Genomic DNA, 16,225 nt, shown 5'->3' with positions numbered 1-16,225 from the left:
CTACTGGTGCTCGGTCCGGCGTCCCGTCGACGACATCACGACCGACGCGGCCCGGCCCCGGCAACCGCTCGGCGACCGGCGATCGCGATACGGTGATCGCCGTCGAATCGGCGCCAGCACTGTGCGCGAATCGCTTCAGCGCCGTGTGGACCGGCTCGGCATCCACCTCGACGAGGTGCGAATCGACGCTCGACGACACGACGAAGTGAGCTGCCCATGACTTCCGACGATCCGCATACCGCCGACCTGCGCTCGCGCGTCGCGGGGCTGATGCCGCAAGCCGAACGCGATCTCGCGCAACTGGTTTCGTTCAAGTCCGTGGCCGACGCGCGGCAGTTCCCCGCCGAGGAGTGCGAGCGCGCCGCGCAGTGGGTGGCCGACGCGTTCGCCGCGGTCGGGCTGACCAAGGTCGGGTTGCACGAGACGCCGGACGGCAGCAAGGCCGTCATCGCCTCGCGTCCCGCGCCTCCCGGGGCGCCGACTGTGCTGCTCTACTGCCACTACGACGTGCAGCCACCGCTGGACGAGGCCGCGTGGCGGACGCCCGCCTGGGAGCTCACCGAGAAGGACGGTCGCTGGTACGGGCGCGGCGCGGCGGACTGCAAAGGCAACATCGTCATGCACCTGACGGCCCTGCGCGCCGTCGGATCCGAGCTACCCGTGGGCGTCACGCTGGTCGCCGAGGGCTCGGAGGAGCAGGGGACCGGGGGGCTGGAGAAATTCGTCGTGGCCAACCCGGATCTGCTGCGCGCCGACGCCATCGTGATCGGCGACTGCGGCAACTTCGCCGCGGGCGTGCCGACCTTCACCGAAACCCTGCGCGGCAACGTCAACGTGCTCGTCACCGTGGAAACCCTTGCCGGACCGCTGCATTCGGGCATGTTCGGCGGTGCGGCGCCGGACGCGCTCGCCGCGCTGATCCAGGTGCTCGCCACGCTGCGCGACGCCGACGGCAACACCACCGTCGCGGGGCTGGACAACCGGCAGACCTGGGACGGCGTGCAATACGACCCCGACCGCTTCCGCAACGACGCGGGCGTGCTCGGCGGAGTCGCGCTCGCCGGCGACGGTACAGTCGCCGAAATGCTTTGGGCCCGACCGGCTCTCACCGTGCTCGGCATCGATGCGCCGCGGGTGGTCGGCTCGACGGCGTCGATTCAGCCCGCCGCCCGCGCCCGGCTGAACCTGCGCATTCCCCCGGGCATCACGCCGGAACACGCGCACCGCGCCCTCGTCGCCCACTTGGAGGCGAACACCCCGCTGCACGCGAAGCTCACCATCGAGCTGGAGGGCGAGGGAGCGCCGTTCCGCTCCGCCAGCGGCGGCCCCGCGCGCGCGGCCATGGACGCCGCGCTGGTCGCCTCCTACGGCTGGCCGACCACCACCCAGGGCCAGGGCGGTTCCATCCCGCTGTGCAACGTCTTCGCCGACACCTACCCCGACGCCGAGATCATGCTGATCGGCGTCGAGGAGCCGAAGTGCCTCATCCACGCGCCCAACGAAAGCGTGGACCCGTCCGAAATCGAACACATGGCACTGGCTGAGGCGCTTTTCCTGACCAGCTACGGTCGCGGCTGAAGGTCGTATTCACCCCTGAAGCCGGTCGACGGCGCTCGTTCAGAATTCGCGCTGGTTCTCCGGTTCCAGCACGGTGAATTCGGTTCCGTCCGGACCCATTTCGGCGAGCCTGCCGAAGTAGATGCCGCGGGCCTCCTCTTGGATGATGCCGAAGTGGATGGGCAGCGCGGTGCGCGGGGCGACGGCGCGCAAGTAGTCGACCGCCTCGCTGATCCGCATCCACGGCGCGGCGGCGGGGATGGCGAGCACGCCGACCGGGACCGGCGGGACCCAGAGCGAGTCGCCGGGGTGCACGAGCTGGGCGGGGTCGTCGGCGGTGCCGAGCTGGAAGACCGTGTTGTCGATGACCGGGATGTCCGGGTGGATCACCGCGTGCCTGCCGCCGCCACCGGTGATCTGGAGGTCGCCGAGCCGCAGCACGTTGCCCGCGTGCACGGCCTCCCACCGTCCGCCGCGCTGGGCCGCGGTCTGCGGATCGGACAGCACCCTGGCCTGCGGGTTGGCCTCGAGCAGCGCGTCGATGCGGTTCGGGTCGATGTGATCGGGGTGCTGGTGGGTGACGGCGATGGCGTCCAGGCCGGTGATGCCCTCGAAGCCGTGCGAGAACGTGCCCGGATCGAAGAGCACCTTCGTGCCGTGCAGCTCGACGAGGATGCAGGAGTGGCCGAAATGGGCTATGCGCATTCCGCCATGCTATTGGCAGGGTGTCGATTTTCACCCGACCCCGCAGGTAGCTCGCGCGACCGGAACAACTAGGCTGCTCAGGTAACCCCCCACACCACCTGAGGAGCAACGCGTGGCACGAGTCGTGGTCGAGGTGATGCCGAAGGCCGAAATCCTGGATCCGCAGGGGCAGGCCATTGTCGGCGCGCTCCCGCGCCTGGGATTCGCCGGGATCGGTGATGTGCGGCAGGGCAAGCGATTCGAGCTCGAAGTGGACGAGAGCGTCAGCGACGCCGAGCTCGAGCAGATCGCCGAAGGCCTGCTCGCCAACACCGTGATCGAGGAGTGGAAGGTGGTTCGCCTCCCATGACGGCGCGCATCGGGGTCATCACCTTTCCCGGCACGCTCGACGACGTCGACGCCGCGCGCGCGGTGCGCCTCGCGGGCGCCGAGGCGGTCAGCCTGTGGCACGCCGACGCCGATCTGAAGCAGGTCGACGCGGTCGTCGTGCCCGGCGGCTTCTCCTACGGCGACTACCTGCGCGCGGGCGCCATCGCCCGGTTCGCGCCGGTGATGGGCAAGGTCGTGCAGGCCGCGGGCCAGGGCATGCCGGTGCTCGGCATCTGCAACGGCTTCCAGGTGCTGTGCGAGGCCGGTCTGCTGCCCGGCGCGCTCACCCGCAACGAGGGTCTGCACTTCATCTGCCGCGACGAGTGGCTGACCGTCGATTCGGTCTCCACCGCGTGGACGTCCCGCTACGAGCCGGGCGCGCAGATCCTGGTCCCGCTGAAGTCCGGCGAGGGCCGCTACCAGGCCTCGGCCGCCGTGCTCGACGAGCTCGAAGGCGAGGGCCGGGTGGTCTTCCGCTACTCGGGCGACAACCCGAACGGCTCGCAGCGCGGCATCGCGGGCATCGCCTCGGCCAACGGACGGGTGGTCGGTCTGATGCCGCACCCCGAGCACGCCACCGAGCCGCTGACCGGCCCGAGCGACGACGGTCTCGGACTGTTCCTCTCGGTGCTGGACACCCTGGTCTCGGCCTGACGCGACACTCCGGCCCGGATCGTTCCGCGCTCCCGCATCGGGAGCCGGTCGGTCCGGGCCGTTTCGCGTTCGTGGGTCACCAGATGCGGTCGATGATGTCGAATTCGACGCCATCGGCCCGCGCCAGATAGCCGGGCTGGATCGCCTGATTGCCGACGAATCCCCGTGGCCCGCCCGGGGTTTGGAAGTGCACGCCGTCGGCGAGCGCGCATTGCAGGCTCGGCACGTCCAGCGAGCCGACGGTCTCGGCCAACCCGCGCAGCGCGTGGATGGCCTCGTAGGTGGCGTTGCTGAAGGTGGTGAGCGCGGGCGCGAAGCTGCCGTGCATCCTGCGATATCGGGCCTTGCGATCTCGGCCGTCGGTGAGCTTCTCGTTCAGGAAGAAGCTGGACGGCACGTAGAGATTGTGATTGGCCTCGGCGCCGCCCGCGAGCAGCACGTTCTCGTCGGCGGCCGGGCTGACCCGCACCTGGTCGGCGGCCCGCCCCATGGCGCAGAACTGGCGGTTGAACCGCGCGACGTCCGCGCCGACCATCAGGATGATGACGCCCTCGGCCCGATCCAGATCGGGGTGCAGCAGGAACTCGCCGAAGCTCGGCGTGCCGAGCGGGACGAAGCGTTCCAGCACGATGGCGTCCGGGTCGATCAGGCTGCGCCGCACCGCTTTCGCCGTCTCGCGCGGCCAGATGTAGTCGTTGCCGATGATGGCCCAGCGGCGCACGCCGAGTTCCTTGCCGAGCCAGCGCACCGCGGCGACGGTGTGGCCCGCCGGGTGCTCGCCGACCAACAGCACACCGGGCAGTTCGTCGGGCAGGCCCTCGTGACTGACCGCGAACAGATACGGCACGCGACCGTCGTTCGCCTTCGCCACGGCTCGCCGCACCGCGGAGGTGTGCCAGCCGGTGATCGCGTGCACCATGCCGGTGGCCAGCAGCGCGGCCACCTCGGTCGCGACCTCGGCGGGCGGCCTGCCGCCATCGATATTCGTGGTACGAATTTCGCGCCCCAGAATTCCGGCGCCTCGGTTGATTTCGGACGCCGCGAGCGAAATGGCAGCGTCGCAGGAAGGCGCGAAGATCCCGCCAGGTCCCTGCATGGGAACTATGTTCAGGATCTCTATCGTGCCGTCTGGGCTCTCGCCGACCGCTGACATTCGGTACTCTTCTTCTGGTTCGAACGAAATACAAAAGCAGGCGGGGAAAATCAATGACGACCATTCTAAGCGGATATGTCACGCTGCATGGGGCGCTGCGTGCCGCGGAACGACGGTGGCTGCGTAACCTCGATGCCGCTTTGTGCGCGAGGCAGCTTTCGCCGGATCAGTGGTCGATGCTGTGCAATCTGTCGACCGAAAACGGCATCACGATGAGCGAATTGGCCAACCGCTCGCAATTGGCGCCGTCCTCGGCGACCAGGCACGCCGACTTCCTCGCCGAGCGCGGGCTGATCTTCCGGGTGGCCGCGGAGGAGGACCGGCGGCGCATTCTGATCGGGCTGAGCAGGCTGGGGGCCGAGCTGGTCGCGTCGGTGCGGGCCGAGGAGGAAATCGCCGAGCGTCAGTTGCAGAACAAGATCGGCGCGCGGCGCTACGCCGAGCTGAAGCGGCTGCTGGAGCTGGTCGCCGAGGCGTAGTCGGCGCTGTCGTTGGCCGTGCGCGGGCGTCGCGGCGGCGGAGAATCGTCAAGGGGGGTTGCTCACACCACGGTGAGCGTCTCGAAGTCGACGCCCGTCGCACGCGCGACCAACGTCGGCTGGATGATCTGATCGCCGCGGAAGGTGAACTCGCCGGACGGGCCTTCGAGCACCGGACGGTCGGCCAGCGCGCCGTGGATGCGCGCCGTCTCGAACGAGCCCGCGGTGTCGACCGCGGTGCGCAACGCGTGCAGCGCGCGGTAGGCGCCGTTGGCGAATCGGCTGAAGGCGGGGGCGAATCCGTGGTGCAGCCGCAGGTATCGGTCGAGCAGATCGCGGTGGTCCGCGCTGCGCCGATCGGGAATCACGCTGGAGGGCACGTAGATATCACGATTGGCGTCGAGTCCGCCTGCCAGCAAGACGTTTTCGTCGATGGTCGGGCCGGTGCGGAACTGGCGGCCAGCGCGTCCCGCCGCGGTGAACGCCCGGTTGAAGCGGGCCGCGTCGGCGCCGATCAGCAGCAGGATCACCCCGTCGGCCGCGTCCAGCCGGGGATCGTCGAGCACGGCGTCGAAATTCTCGGCGCCGATCGGCACGAAATGTTCGGCGACCACCGTGTGCCGCGGCGCGAGGACCTCGCGCAACGTGGGCGCGATGCGGCGCGACCAGAGATAGTCGCTGGCCACCACGGCCCAGCGCCGGGCGCCGAACTCCCGGTGGAGCCAGTCCACCGCGACCAGCGTCTGGATGCCTGGATGCTCGCCGATCATGAAGACGCCCGGTTCTTCGCCCGCGAGTCCGTCGTGGCCGACGCCGAACAGGCACGGCGCGCGACCGGCCGCCGCGCGCATGATCGCGACGCGGTTCTCCGGCATCGGGATGCCGGTGACGGCGTGCACCATGCCGGTCGCCAGCAGGGCCGAGACCTCGTCGTAGACGCGCTGCGGCGGACCGCCGCCGTCGATCGTGGTCACGCATACTTCGCGGCCGAGAATGCCGGTGCCGCTGTTGATCTCGGCCACGGCCAGATTCGCGGCCGCCACGCAGGACGGCCCGATGATGGCGCCCGCGCCGTGCAGGGGTGCGATGTTGACGATCTCGACGGCGTCGTGGTGCCGCCCGCTCGGCAGTGTCATGCGAACCCCTGCCCTTCACGCGAGATTGCTGAATGTTCTCGTTCGCAGCCTGGGCGTCAGTTTAGCGGCGGTGGCGGAAGTTGCCACGCGCCTCGGACGGCCGCGGCGGTGGTCGGCCCCTAGGATCGCTCCCATGCCCGTTTCCGCGACCGCCGCCACGGCTGATGGTCTGTGCGCGTTCATCGATGATTCACCCTCGCCGTTCCACGTGGTCCGCACGGTCGCGCGGGAGCTGGACGCGCACGGCTTCACCCGGCTCGAGGAGGCGTCGGTCTGGCCCGGCGAGGCGATCGGACGCCGTTACGTGGTGCGCGGTGGTTCCCTGGTCGCCTGGTCGGGGACGGGCCCGGACGCCCCGTTCCGCGTCGTCGGCGCGCACACCGACAGCCCGAACCTGCGGGTGAAGCAGCACCCGGATCTGGCCTCCGCCGGGTGGCAGCTGGTCGGGCTCGAGCCCTACGGCGGCGCGTGGCTGAACTCGTGGTTGGACCGCGAGCTCGGCATTTCGGGCAGGCTGACGGTGCGCGTCGGAAACAAGGTGCGCGAGCAGCTGATTCGCATCGATGAGCCGATCCTGCGGGTGCCTCAGTTGGCCATCCATCTCTCCGAGGACCGGCGCGGCGTCACGCTCGACCCGCAGCGCCACGTGAACGCGGTGTGGGGTGTCGGCGACCTGCCGCGCTCGTTCCTGGCCTTCGTCGCCGAGACCGTGGAGGTGGATCCGGCCGCGGTGCTCGGCTGGGAGCTGATGACGCACGATCTCGAGCCGAGCAGGCTGGTCGGACGGGACCGCGATCTGGTCAGCGCGCCCCGGCTGGACAATCAGGGCACCTGCTACGCCGGACTGCACGCGTTCCTCGCCGCGGTGGAGGATCCGGGCGCGTCGACGCCGGTGCTCGCCATGTTCGATCACGAAGAGGTCGGCAGCCAGTCCGATCGCGGCGCCCAGTCCGACCTGCTGCCCGCCGTGCTGGAGCGGATCGTGCTGGCGCGCGGTGGCGGTCGCGCCGAATACCTTGCGGCCCTCGCCGGTTCGATCTGCGCATCCGGCGACATGGCGCACGCCACCCACCCCAACTACCCCGAGCGGCACGAGCCCGCGCACCGCATCGAGATCAACGGCGGACCGGTGCTCAAGGTCAACCAGAACCTGCGCTACGCCACCGACGCCACCGGCGCGGGCGCCTTCGCCCTCGCTTGCGACCAGGCGGCGGTCCCGTTGCAGCGCTACGTCCACCGCGCCGACCTGCCCTGCGGTTCCACCATCGGCCCGATGACCGCCGCCCGCACCGGCATGCCCACCGTCGACGTCGGCGCCCCCCAACTCGCGATGCACTCGGCACGAGAACTGATGGGCGCCAACGACGTTCCCGCCTACGCGGCGGCTCTCGCGGCGTTCCTCACGCCGGTGGAGTAGGGCGCTCGGGCTACCGGCCGCCCGAGGACTTCTTCGGCGGTCACGTCACGTTGGCCGGGGCGGTTTCGGTGGTGCTGGTCACGACGGGGCGGTAGGTGATCACCGCGAAGACGAAGATGGTGAAGGTCACGAGGACGTAGCTGCTGCCGAGGAGTTGTTGCCACCAAGCCCAGTCCAGTTCACGGTCTTTGGAATGGGGGAGCAACCAGTGGGGGCCGATGAGGAACAGGATGGTCAGGGCGGCGACGGTGGTGGTGAACCAGCGTCCGCGCGGGGTTCGGGCGCGGCCTTCGCGGGTTCGGGCGATGGCATCGGCGGCGACGACGAGGGCGGGCGCTACCCAGACCCAGTGGTGTGACCAGGAGACCGGCGAGACGAGCAGAACCGCGGCGGCGTTCACCAGCAGCGCGGCTACGGTGTTGCCCGCGGCGATGAGCCGGTGCATCCAGATCGCGGCCAGCGCGACCGCGACCACCGAGAGGGTGATCCAGATCAGGGTGGCCGCCGAATCGGAGACGCCGAGCCGGAAAGCCATGCCCTTGAGCGACTGGTTGCCTGCGAAGTACGGCGGGCCGATGCGGCCGGTGTCGGAGAGCGTGTGGAACCAGTAGTCCACCGAATCGCTTGGGAAAAGCAGGAATCCGATTCCGACCGCGCCGATCGCCGAGACGACCAGGGTGCCCGCGGCTTTCCAGTCCCTGCGCAGCAGGAAGTACAGCAGATAGCCCGCGGGAATCAGCTTGATCGACACCGCGATCCCGATGAGCATGCCGCGCGGCCAGAAGGGCTTGCGCACCAGGGAGTCCAGCGCGACCGCGGCCATCAGCACCAGGTTGATCTGGCCGAAGCCGTAGGTCTGGCGCACCGGTTCCAGGAACCCCGCCGCCGCGACCGCGGCGATCACCAAGGGCAGCATGGCCGTCCGGTCGAGTTCCGGCCGAATCCTGGCAAGCACCAGCCACAGCGTGATGCCCAGGCTGCCGATCGAGGTGGCCAGCACGAGCACCTCGGCCAGCGGCAGCGGCATCAGCGCGAGCGGAGCGAAGAACAGCGCGGCCAGCGGGGGATAGGTGAACGGAAGGCCGATGCCGAACACCGGCGGCATCGGGCCGTACAGCTCGCCACCGTCCAGCCAGACGCGCGCGCCGTTGCGATAGACCCGCAGATCGATGTACCCACCCCACCAGTGCACCAGCAGCGAGACCACCGCGGAGACCAGGAACAACGCGAGCGCGGCGCCGAGCCAGCGCAACTGCTTCGATGCCAACGGCGAACGCGGCGACGAGTCGGCAGTGGATTCGGCGTCACCCGGTTGCGCATCCGCTCTGGCAACCTCGGCCGAATTCGCAACCCCCGATCGTTCGCTCACCCGGACAGAGTAATAAACACCCCCGACCCCGGTCCGGTCGCTAGGCCTGTCTCGAGGTCCCATCCGTCGCCGCTACGCCCGAGACCGTCGCCGAGACAACCCGGTGTCGGCTCCGCCTCGACGGGCGACCGATCTCCGTCCGCGGCGGCATCCGGCCGGACTCCGGGACCGGCACGGCCGGAAGAAGGCGGAGGTACGCGCGGCGCCGGACGCGGCCGTGCCCCTCACCTGCGGGCCCACACCACCCGCCCTCTAAACTGATCCCAGGCATCTCGCCGCAATTTCAGTGCCGACGTTCGCCGCTGCACCGCGCGCGTTCGCCCACCCCGATGGCCCGGCCGAAAGGACCCTGGTACTCCGTGACTCCGCAGGTCGACACCGTCAGCGCAGCCGCAGCGACCCCAGATGTCGCGCAACCCTACAAAGAGCTGGGTCTCAAGGACGACGAGTACGCCCGCATCAAGGAGATCCTCGGTCGTCGGCCCACCGACGCCGAGCTGGCGATGTACTCGGTGATGTGGAGCGAGCACTGCTCCTACAAGTCCTCCAAGGTGCACCTGCGCTACTTCGGGCAGACCACCACCGACGAGATGCGCGAGTCCATGCTCGCGGGCATCGGCGAGAACGCCGGCGTGGTCGACGTTGGCGACGGCTGGGCGGTCACCTTCAAGGTGGAGAGCCACAACCACCCGTCCTACGTCGAGCCGTACCAGGGCGCGGCCACCGGCGTCGGCGGCATCGTGCGCGACATCATGGCGATGGGCGCGCGCCCGATCGCGGTGATGGACCAGCTGCGCTTCGGCGCGGCGGACGCGGCCGATACCCGCCGCGTCGTCGACGGCGTGGTGCGCGGCGTCGGCGGCTACGGCAACTCGCTCGGCCTGCCGAACGTCGGCGGCGAAACCGTGTTCGACGCCTCCTACCAGGGCAATCCGCTGGTCAACGCGCTGTGCGCGGGCGTGATGCGGGTCGAGGACCTGCACCTGGCCTTCGCCTCCGGCACCGGCAACAAGATCATCCTGTTCGGCGCGCGCACCGGCCTCGACGGCATCGGCGGCGTCTCCGTCCTCGCCTCGGACACCTTCTCCGGCGACGAGTCCGGCACCGGACGCAAGAAGCTGCCCAGCGTCCAGGTGGGCGACCCGTTCACCGAGAAGGTGCTCATCGAGTGCTGTCTCGAGCTGTACGCGGCCAAGCTGGTCGTCGGCATCCAGGACCTCGGCGGCGCCGGACTGTCCTGCGCCACCTCCGAACTCGCGGCGGCGGGCGACGGCGGCATGCACATCGATCTGACCAAGGTCCCGCTGCGCGCGGCCAACATGACGCCCGCGGAGATCCTCTCCAGCGAATCCCAGGAGCGCATGTGCGCCGTGGTCACCCCCGAGAACGTCGAGGCGTTCATGGCGGTGTGCCACAAGTGGGACGTGCTCGCCACCGTCATCGGTGAGGTCACCGACGGCGACCGCCTGGTCGTCACCTGGCACGGCGAGACCGTGGTGGACGTGCCGCCGCGCACCGTCGCGCACGAGGGCCCGGTGTACGAGCGCCCGGTGCAGCGCCCGGACTACCAGGACGCGCTGATCGCCGACGCCCCGGACAAGCTTTCGCGTCCGAAGACCCCGGAGGAGCTGCGCGCGACGCTGCTCCAGATGATCTCCAGCCCGCAGCTGTGCAGCCGCAAGTGGATCACCGAGCAGTACGACCGCTACGTGCGCGGCAACACCGTGCTCGCCGAGCACGCCGACGCGGGCGTCATCCGGATCGACGAGCAGACCGGCCGCGGCATCGCGCTGGCCACCGACGCCTCCGGCCGCTACACCAAGCTGGACCCGTACACCGGCGCGCAGCTCGCGCTCGCCGAGGCCTTCCGCAACGTCGCCACCACCGGCGCCACCCCGAAGGCCGTCACCAACTGCCTGAACTTCGGCTCGCCGGAGGACCCCGGCGTGATGTGGCAGTTCCAGCAGGCCGTGCGCGGCCTCGCGGACGGCTGTGTGGCCCTTGGCATTCCGGTCACCGGCGGCAACGTCAGCTTCTACAACCAGACCGGCCAGGACGCCATCCTGCCGACGCCGGTCGTCGGCGTGCTCGGCGTCATCGACGACGTGCACCGCCGCATCCCCACCGGCCTCGGCCTCGAGCCGGGCGAGACGCTGATCCTGCTCGGCGAGACCCGCGACGAGTTCGGCGGTTCCATCTGGTCGCAGGTCGCCCACGATCACCTCGGCGGCGAACCGCCCAAGGTCGACTTCGCGCGCGAACAGCTGCTTGCCGAGATCCTGACCTCGGGCTCGCGCGACGGCATGATCAGCGCCGCGCACGACCTGTCGGAGGGCGGCCTCGCGCAGGCCGTGGTGGAGGCCGCGCTGGCGGGCGAGACCGGTTGCCGCATCCTGCTTCCCGAGGGCGCCGACCCGTTCGTCACGCTGTTCTCCGAATCGGCGGGCCGGGTGCTCGTCGCGGTGCCGCGCTCGGAGGAGACCCGGTTCACCAAGATGTGCGACGCGCGTGAGCTGCCGTGGGTGCGCATCGGCGTGGTCGACCAGGGGTCGGATTCCGTCGAGGTGCAGGGCCAATTCTCGGTTACCATGGCCGAATTGCGCGACGCCTACGAGGGCACGCTGCCGAAACTCTTCGGAGCCAGCGCGATCTGACCCCACCGGGAGGCTCGGATGGTTACCGCTGAGCTACGCGACGGGGCCGGCCGAGTGGTCGGTCTCGTCGAGCGTTTCTTCCATCCGAACTACGTCGGTCTCGTCGTCGCCACCCTGTTCTTCTGCTGGTCGCTGACGCCGTCGCTGCTGCCGCGCGACTGGTTGTTCCAGGGCTTGGTCAGCGGCGTCAACGCCGCGATCGGCTACGGCGTCGGCTGTCTGCTCGACCTGGCCTACGGCAAGTGGATCGCGCCGCGGGTGCAGTTGCCCGCGGCGCTGGCACTGCCGGGATGGCTCGCCGGTGTTGTCAAGACGCTCGTCGTGCTCGCGTGCGTGGTGGTCGCGATCGTCATGCTGGTGCAGTCGGCGCGCTGGCAGCGCGAGATCACCGCGCTGATGGGCATGGATCAGACCACCACCTCCGGCTATCTGCGCACGGGCGCGTTGAGCGCGGCGGTGGTCGCCGTAGTGATCGGGCTGTTCCGCGCGGCGCGCTGGTTGGTCCGCTGGGTGGCGGGCGAATTGGTGAAGTGGGTGCGCGTCCCGCGCCGGATCGCGCTGCCGATCGGGTTCGTCACCGTGGCCGTGGTCGCCGTGCTGCTCGGCAACGGCGTGCTGGTGCGCGTCTTCTTCGACGCGGCGAATTCGGCGTTCAGCGTGCGCAACAGCAACACCTCGCCGAACGCCACTCAGCCGCAACTGCCCGAAAGGTCCGGCAGCCCAGCATCGTTGGCGGCGTGGGACACACTGGGCTCGGAGGGACGCTGGTTCGTGTCCTACGGACCCGACGCCGCGGCGATCGAGCGGGTCACGGAGAAGCCTGCGCGCGAACCGATTCGCGTCTACACCGGCCTGGAGTCGGCCGTGGACCCCGAGGCGCAGGCGGAATTGGCGATCGACGAACTCGAGCGCACCAAGGCGTTCGAACGCAAGGTGCTCGTCGTGGTGACAACCACCGGCACCGGCTGGGTCGACTCCACCAGCGTGGAATCGATCGAGATGATGTTCGGCGGCGACACCGCCGTGGTCGCGACGCAGTATTCCTATCTGCCGAGCGTGCTTTCGTTCCTCTCGGACCGGGCCAAGGCCACCGAGGCCGGCAAGCTGTTGTTCGACAAGGTCTACGAGCACTGGTCGGCGCGTCCAGCGGAATTGCGCCCGAAGCTGTTGGTCTACGGCGAGAGTCTGGGCTCGCAGGGTTCGGAGGGCGCCTTCAGCGGTCTCGCCGACCTGCGGACGCGCACCGACGGCGTGCTCTGGGTCGGACCGCCCAATTCCAACCGGATCTGGCGCGAGTTCGTCACCCGGCGCGATCCGGGTTCGCCGGAGATCCTGCCCACTTACGCCGATGATCTCGTCGTCCGATTCGCCGACGAACGCGCCAACCTGTGGCAGGCGGGCGCGACCTGGCTCGACCCGCGCGTGCTCTACCTCCAGCACGCCACGGATCCGGTGGTGTGGTGGTCGCCGGATCTGCTGTTCGACGAACCGGATTGGCTGCGCGAGCCGCCCGGGCCGGACGTGTCGCCGCGCATGGGCTGGTATCCGATCGTCACGTTCTGGCAGGTCGCCGCCGACCTGCCGAACGCGCAGCGGGTCAGCGACGGCCACGGCCACCGCTACGGCACGCTGGTGCTCGACGCCTGGGTAGCCATCGCCCAACCGCCGGACTGGACGGCGGAACTCTCCGACCGGGTCCGCCGGTATCTGGAGGAATCCGCCGACCGGGAACGCGAGCTGAAATAGCGAACGCCCACCCGGTGCGGGCCCGAACCCCTCGTCGCCGGGCTCGCCCGAGTGGGCGCCGTCCGTCGCCGGTCAGAGTGGTTTGAACGGATCGTGTTCGGCCATCAGCTTTTCCATCCGTGCCGCGTCGATGCGGTTGGTGGTCGAGTTGGCCTCGTGCTGGTCGCGCACCACCTTGGCCAGGGTGAAGGTGCTGGTCACCAGGAACAGCACGGTCATGCCGAGGAAGCCGCGCTGCCAGACGTCCAGCGGAAGGTAGAAGATGCCGACGCCCGCCCCGAACAAGCTGATGCCGAACGCGATCGCGGCCTGCGCGACGTAGGCCGAGGTGGCTTTCGGCGCTGCGTTTGGAGTGCTCATGGGTAACGAGTCTGCGGGTTGGGAGGCCCGCGCGACCCCGTACAACTACTCGAGCACGGTGGGTAATTGCCGCGCGACCCGGCTGTGATGTGCGCCCGCGCCGCCGGGGGCGGCACGGGCAACCCGCCCGGCCGTCGGTGCGGAGCGCCATACTGTTCGAGTGCTCGAGAAGGCAGACACCCTGACGAAGCTGCGTGCCCGCGGCGTCGTCGCGGTGCGCCGGGCCGAGGACATCATCGACCTCAACTACGTCGGGCTGGTCGTCGCGACCATCTTCTTCGCGCTGTCGGTGACGCCGTCGCTGGTGCCGCGCGACTGGCTGTTCCAGGGCCTGATCTCGGGCATCAACGCGGCGCTCGGCTACGGCCTCGGCTGCGTGCTCGAATGGCTGTTCCGGATCTGGGTGCGGCCGCGGCTGAAGATTCCCGGACCGCCCACCTGGGTGCGCTACGCGCTCAAGACCGCGATACTGCTCACCTCCGCACTGGCCGCCGCCCTGATGCTGGTGCAGTCGGCGCGCTGGCAGCGCGAGATCACCGCGCTGATGGGCATGGAGGGCACGACGACGCCCGCCTACCTGCGCACCGGATTGTTGAGTGTGGCGGTGGGCGCCGCGGTGGTCGCGGGTTACCGGACCGTGCGCGAGATCATCCTGTTCCTGGCCCGCCAGCTCAACCGGTGGGTCCGGGTACCGCGCGAGCTGGCGCCCGCCGCGGGAGCACTGGTGCTCGTGGTGCTGGTGGTGACGCTGTTCAACGGCGTCGCCTACCGCGCGTTCTTCGCCGCCGCGAACTCGGCGTTCAGCGTGCGCAACGACCACACCTCGCCCAACGCGGTGCAGCCGCAGCTGCCCGAGCGCTCGGGCAGCCCGGCGTCGCTGGCGAAATGGGAGACGCTCGGCTTCGAGGGTCGCTGGTTCGTCTCGCACGGACCGTCGGCGAGCCGCATCGCGGCGGTCACCGGGAAACCGGCGCGCGAACCGATCCGGGCCTACGTCGGGCTGGAGTCGGCCGACGGCGGCGCGGAGCAGGCCGCGCTCGCGGTCGAGGAGTTGGAGCGCACCGGAGCCTTCGACCGGAAGGTGCTCGTCGTGGTCACCACCACGGGCACCGGCTGGGTCAATTCCCTGGCGGTGGGCGCGATCGAGTACATGTACGGCGGCGACAGCGCCATAGTCGCGACGCAGTACTCGTATCTGCCGAGTGTGCTCTCGTTCCTCGCGGACCGCGGCAAAGCGGCCGCGGCGAGCGAGCGGCTCTTCGACGCGGTGTACGAGCACTGGTCGGCGCGCCCGCCGGAGTCGCGGCCGAAGCTGCTGGTGTACGGCGAGAGCCTGGGCTCGCAGGGTTCGGAGGCCGCCTTCGACGGTCTCGCCGATCTGCGCGCCAAGGTGGACGGCGCGCTGTGGGTCGGTCCGCCGAATTCCAACCGGCTGTGGCAGCAATTCGTACAGCGGCGCGACCCCGGTTCCCGGGAGGTGGAGCCGGTGTACGCCGACGGGCTTGTGGTCCGATTCGCGGACGACGCCGCCGATCTCGCGCGTCCCGACAGCGAATGGCGGGCGCCGCGCATCGCCTATCTCATGCACGCCTCCGACCCGATCGTCTGGTGGTCGACGGATCTGATCTTCTCCCAACCGGATTGGTTGTCGGAGCCGCGCGGCTCGGACGTTTCCTCGCAGATGCGCTGGGCGCCGTTCGTCACGTTCTGGCAGGTCGCCGCGGATCTCACCAACGCGCAGGGTGTTTCGGACGGGCACGGGCACCGCTACGGCAGCCTGGTGCTGGACGGTTGGGCCGCCATCGCGGCACCGCCCGGTTGGAACGCCGAACTGGCGGAGCGGGTTCGGTTCCAGCTGGAAGCGGCGGAGGAGTTCGAGCGGGAGACCAAGTGAGCGCCGGGCCGGTTCTGAAGGCGCTCGCGGGAACCGGCCTCGCCTTGGTGTGGAGCAACCTGGTCCTGCCGGGGCTCGGACTGGATCAGCGTGGGCGAACGGCGGTAAACGCCTGCTTCGCTACCGGTTACGGGCTCGCGCTGGGCGGGCGATCCCACTGGTGGTCGGGCAAAGGTGCGCGGGTTGGTGCTGCGGCCGGTTCGCTGGTCCTGGCCGGTTACGGTGCGGCCGTGGCGATTCCGGCGCTGCGCGAGAGTCTGCGTGAGTTCGCCGCACCGGAACAAGAGGTTTCGGATGTCGAGTGGGTCGCCGTGCACATCCCGATCGGCACCGTCTACAGCGAGGAGCTGATCTTCCGCTCCACGCTGGAACCGCTGCTGGACAACGCTTTCGGCGCGCGCCTCGGCCGACTGCTCGGCGCCGCTACCTTCGGTCTGTGGCACATCCATCCCGCCCGCGCGGGTTCCGAACCCGTTGTGCCGACAGTGCTGTTCACCGCGGTCGGCGGCGCGCTCTTCGGTCAGCTGCGCCGCAGCACCGGAAGCACGACCGCGCCGGCCCTCGTGCACTACGCGATCAATGCGGGCGGCGTAGTCGCGCGCCGGACCGCTCTGGAGTCGCTGTTCCGGGAGCGGCCGGATCGCCGCGCCTCCCCGGCCGGCTCCGCAGTACCGCGCTTGACGTCCCACACATCCCCCATGCGCCTCACATAGCCACCGCCTATGTGAGGCG

General features: G+C 69.8%; 14 protein-coding genes. 9 read left to right on the top strand and 5 right to left on the bottom strand.

Translation table 11 applies throughout. The features are described from left to right. Positions 1-216 precede the first annotated feature (216 nt). Positions 217-1,578: a dipeptidase gene (locus tag AB0H49_RS02595; RefSeq protein ID WP_357246288.1), complete on the top strand. Its 1,362-nt coding sequence runs from the start codon at positions 217-219 to the stop codon at positions 1,576-1,578. Positions 1,579-1,617: 39 nt separating this feature from the next. Here AB0H49_RS02595 and AB0H49_RS02590 read toward each other — a convergent pair whose 3' ends face one another. Continuing rightward, complete coding sequence (locus AB0H49_RS02590) at positions 1,618-2,262, bottom strand: MBL fold metallo-hydrolase (protein ID WP_355000330.1); 645 nt, start codon at positions 2,260-2,262, stop codon at positions 1,618-1,620. A 112-nt stretch (positions 2,263-2,374) separates the two neighbouring features. Between AB0H49_RS02590 and purS the strand changes: the two genes are divergently transcribed. Then, on the top strand, positions 2,375-2,611 hold the full coding sequence (purS, locus tag AB0H49_RS02585; RefSeq protein ID WP_067791321.1) for a phosphoribosylformylglycinamidine synthase subunit PurS: 237 nt from the start codon (positions 2,375-2,377) through the stop codon (positions 2,609-2,611). Then, on the top strand, positions 2,608-3,285 hold the full coding sequence (gene purQ, locus AB0H49_RS02580; RefSeq protein ID WP_355000329.1) for a phosphoribosylformylglycinamidine synthase subunit PurQ: 678 nt from the start codon (positions 2,608-2,610) through the stop codon (positions 3,283-3,285). The genes purS and purQ overlap by 4 nt, the downstream gene beginning before the upstream one ends. Positions 3,286-3,361: 76 nt before the next feature. Here the strand turns inward: purQ and AB0H49_RS02575 are convergent, their stop codons facing one another. Further along, the gene (locus AB0H49_RS02575) at positions 3,362-4,492 is read right to left on the bottom strand and encodes a substrate-binding domain-containing protein (RefSeq protein ID WP_357246284.1); all 1,131 of its coding nucleotides are present in this window, start codon (positions 4,490-4,492) and stop codon (positions 3,362-3,364) included. Between AB0H49_RS02575 and AB0H49_RS02570 the strand changes: the two genes are divergently transcribed. Then, positions 4,492-4,917: a MarR family transcriptional regulator gene (locus AB0H49_RS02570; protein ID WP_355000327.1), complete on the top strand. Its 426-nt coding sequence runs from the start codon at positions 4,492-4,494 to the stop codon at positions 4,915-4,917. The genes AB0H49_RS02575 and AB0H49_RS02570 overlap by 1 nt on opposite strands. A 62-nt stretch (positions 4,918-4,979) precedes the next feature. On the opposite strand, the gene AB0H49_RS02565 is transcribed toward AB0H49_RS02570, so the two are convergent. Next, positions 4,980-6,053: an ABC transporter substrate-binding protein gene (locus tag AB0H49_RS02565; protein ID WP_357246281.1), complete on the bottom strand. Its 1,074-nt coding sequence runs from the start codon at positions 6,051-6,053 to the stop codon at positions 4,980-4,982. Positions 6,054-6,186: 133 nt separating this feature from the next. On the opposite strand from AB0H49_RS02565, the gene AB0H49_RS02560 reads away from it, so the two are divergent. Continuing rightward, the gene (locus AB0H49_RS02560) at positions 6,187-7,470 is read left to right on the top strand and encodes a M18 family aminopeptidase (RefSeq protein WP_355000325.1); all 1,284 of its coding nucleotides are present in this window, start codon (positions 6,187-6,189) and stop codon (positions 7,468-7,470) included. Positions 7,471-7,510: 40 nt separating this feature from the next. Here the strand turns inward: AB0H49_RS02560 and AB0H49_RS02555 are convergent, their stop codons facing one another. Further along, the gene (locus AB0H49_RS02555) at positions 7,511-8,839 is read right to left on the bottom strand and encodes a glycosyltransferase 87 family protein (protein ID WP_357246278.1); all 1,329 of its coding nucleotides are present in this window, start codon (positions 8,837-8,839) and stop codon (positions 7,511-7,513) included. A gap of 359 nt (positions 8,840-9,198) precedes the next feature. Between AB0H49_RS02555 and purL the strand changes: the two genes are divergently transcribed. Together purL and AB0H49_RS02545 are read left to right on the top strand one after the other, a co-directional pair. Continuing rightward, a complete protein-coding gene (purL, locus tag AB0H49_RS02550; protein ID WP_357246275.1) occupies positions 9,199-11,493 on the top strand; it encodes a phosphoribosylformylglycinamidine synthase subunit PurL in 2,295 nt (764 codons plus the stop codon). An 18-nt stretch (positions 11,494-11,511) separates the two neighbouring features. After that, entirely contained in the window at positions 11,512-13,239 is a 1,728-nt protein-coding gene (locus AB0H49_RS02545) for an alpha/beta-hydrolase family protein (RefSeq protein ID WP_357246272.1), read from the top strand. A gap of 72 nt (positions 13,240-13,311) precedes the next feature. Here the strand turns inward: AB0H49_RS02545 and AB0H49_RS02540 are convergent, their stop codons facing one another. After that, on the bottom strand, positions 13,312-13,599 hold the full coding sequence (locus AB0H49_RS02540; protein ID WP_355000321.1) for a YiaA/YiaB family inner membrane protein: 288 nt from the start codon (positions 13,597-13,599) through the stop codon (positions 13,312-13,314). Positions 13,600-13,759: 160 nt separating this feature from the next. Between AB0H49_RS02540 and AB0H49_RS02535 the strand changes: the two genes are divergently transcribed. Both AB0H49_RS02535 and AB0H49_RS02530 read left to right on the top strand, forming a co-directional pair. Continuing rightward, positions 13,760-15,493, top strand: coding sequence for an alpha/beta hydrolase (locus AB0H49_RS02535; protein ID WP_355000320.1), 1,734 nt, complete (start codon positions 13,760-13,762; stop codon positions 15,491-15,493). Next, entirely contained in the window at positions 15,490-16,206 is a 717-nt protein-coding gene (locus AB0H49_RS02530) for a CPBP family intramembrane glutamic endopeptidase (protein ID WP_357246268.1), read from the top strand. The genes AB0H49_RS02535 and AB0H49_RS02530 overlap by 4 nt, the downstream gene beginning before the upstream one ends. Positions 16,207-16,225 lie beyond the last annotated feature (19 nt).

Source organism: Nocardia sp. NPDC050713 (assembly GCF_040654315.1).
Taxonomy (GTDB): Bacteria; Actinomycetota; Actinomycetes; order Mycobacteriales; family Mycobacteriaceae; genus Nocardia.
This window is presented reverse-complemented; position numbering and strand designations above follow the sequence as displayed.

Coding starts and splice junctions, on each gene's coding strand:
- AB0H49_RS02595 (WP_357246288.1), top strand. CDS start 217: ATGACTTCCGACGATCCGCATACCGCCGACCTGCGCTCGCGCGTCGCG.
- AB0H49_RS02590 (WP_355000330.1), bottom strand. CDS start 2,262: ATGCGCATAGCCCATTTCGGCCACTCCTGCATCCTCGTCGAGCTGCAC.
- purQ (WP_355000329.1), top strand. CDS start 2,608: ATGACGGCGCGCATCGGGGTCATCACCTTTCCCGGCACGCTCGACGAC.
- AB0H49_RS02570 (WP_355000327.1), top strand. CDS start 4,492: ATGACGACCATTCTAAGCGGATATGTCACGCTGCATGGGGCGCTGCGT.
- AB0H49_RS02565 (WP_357246281.1), bottom strand. CDS start 6,053: ATGACACTGCCGAGCGGGCGGCACCACGACGCCGTCGAGATCGTCAAC.
- AB0H49_RS02560 (WP_355000325.1), top strand. CDS start 6,187: ATGCCCGTTTCCGCGACCGCCGCCACGGCTGATGGTCTGTGCGCGTTC.
- AB0H49_RS02545 (WP_357246272.1), top strand. CDS start 11,512: ATGGTTACCGCTGAGCTACGCGACGGGGCCGGCCGAGTGGTCGGTCTC.
- AB0H49_RS02540 (WP_355000321.1), bottom strand. CDS start 13,599: ATGAGCACTCCAAACGCAGCGCCGAAAGCCACCTCGGCCTACGTCGCG.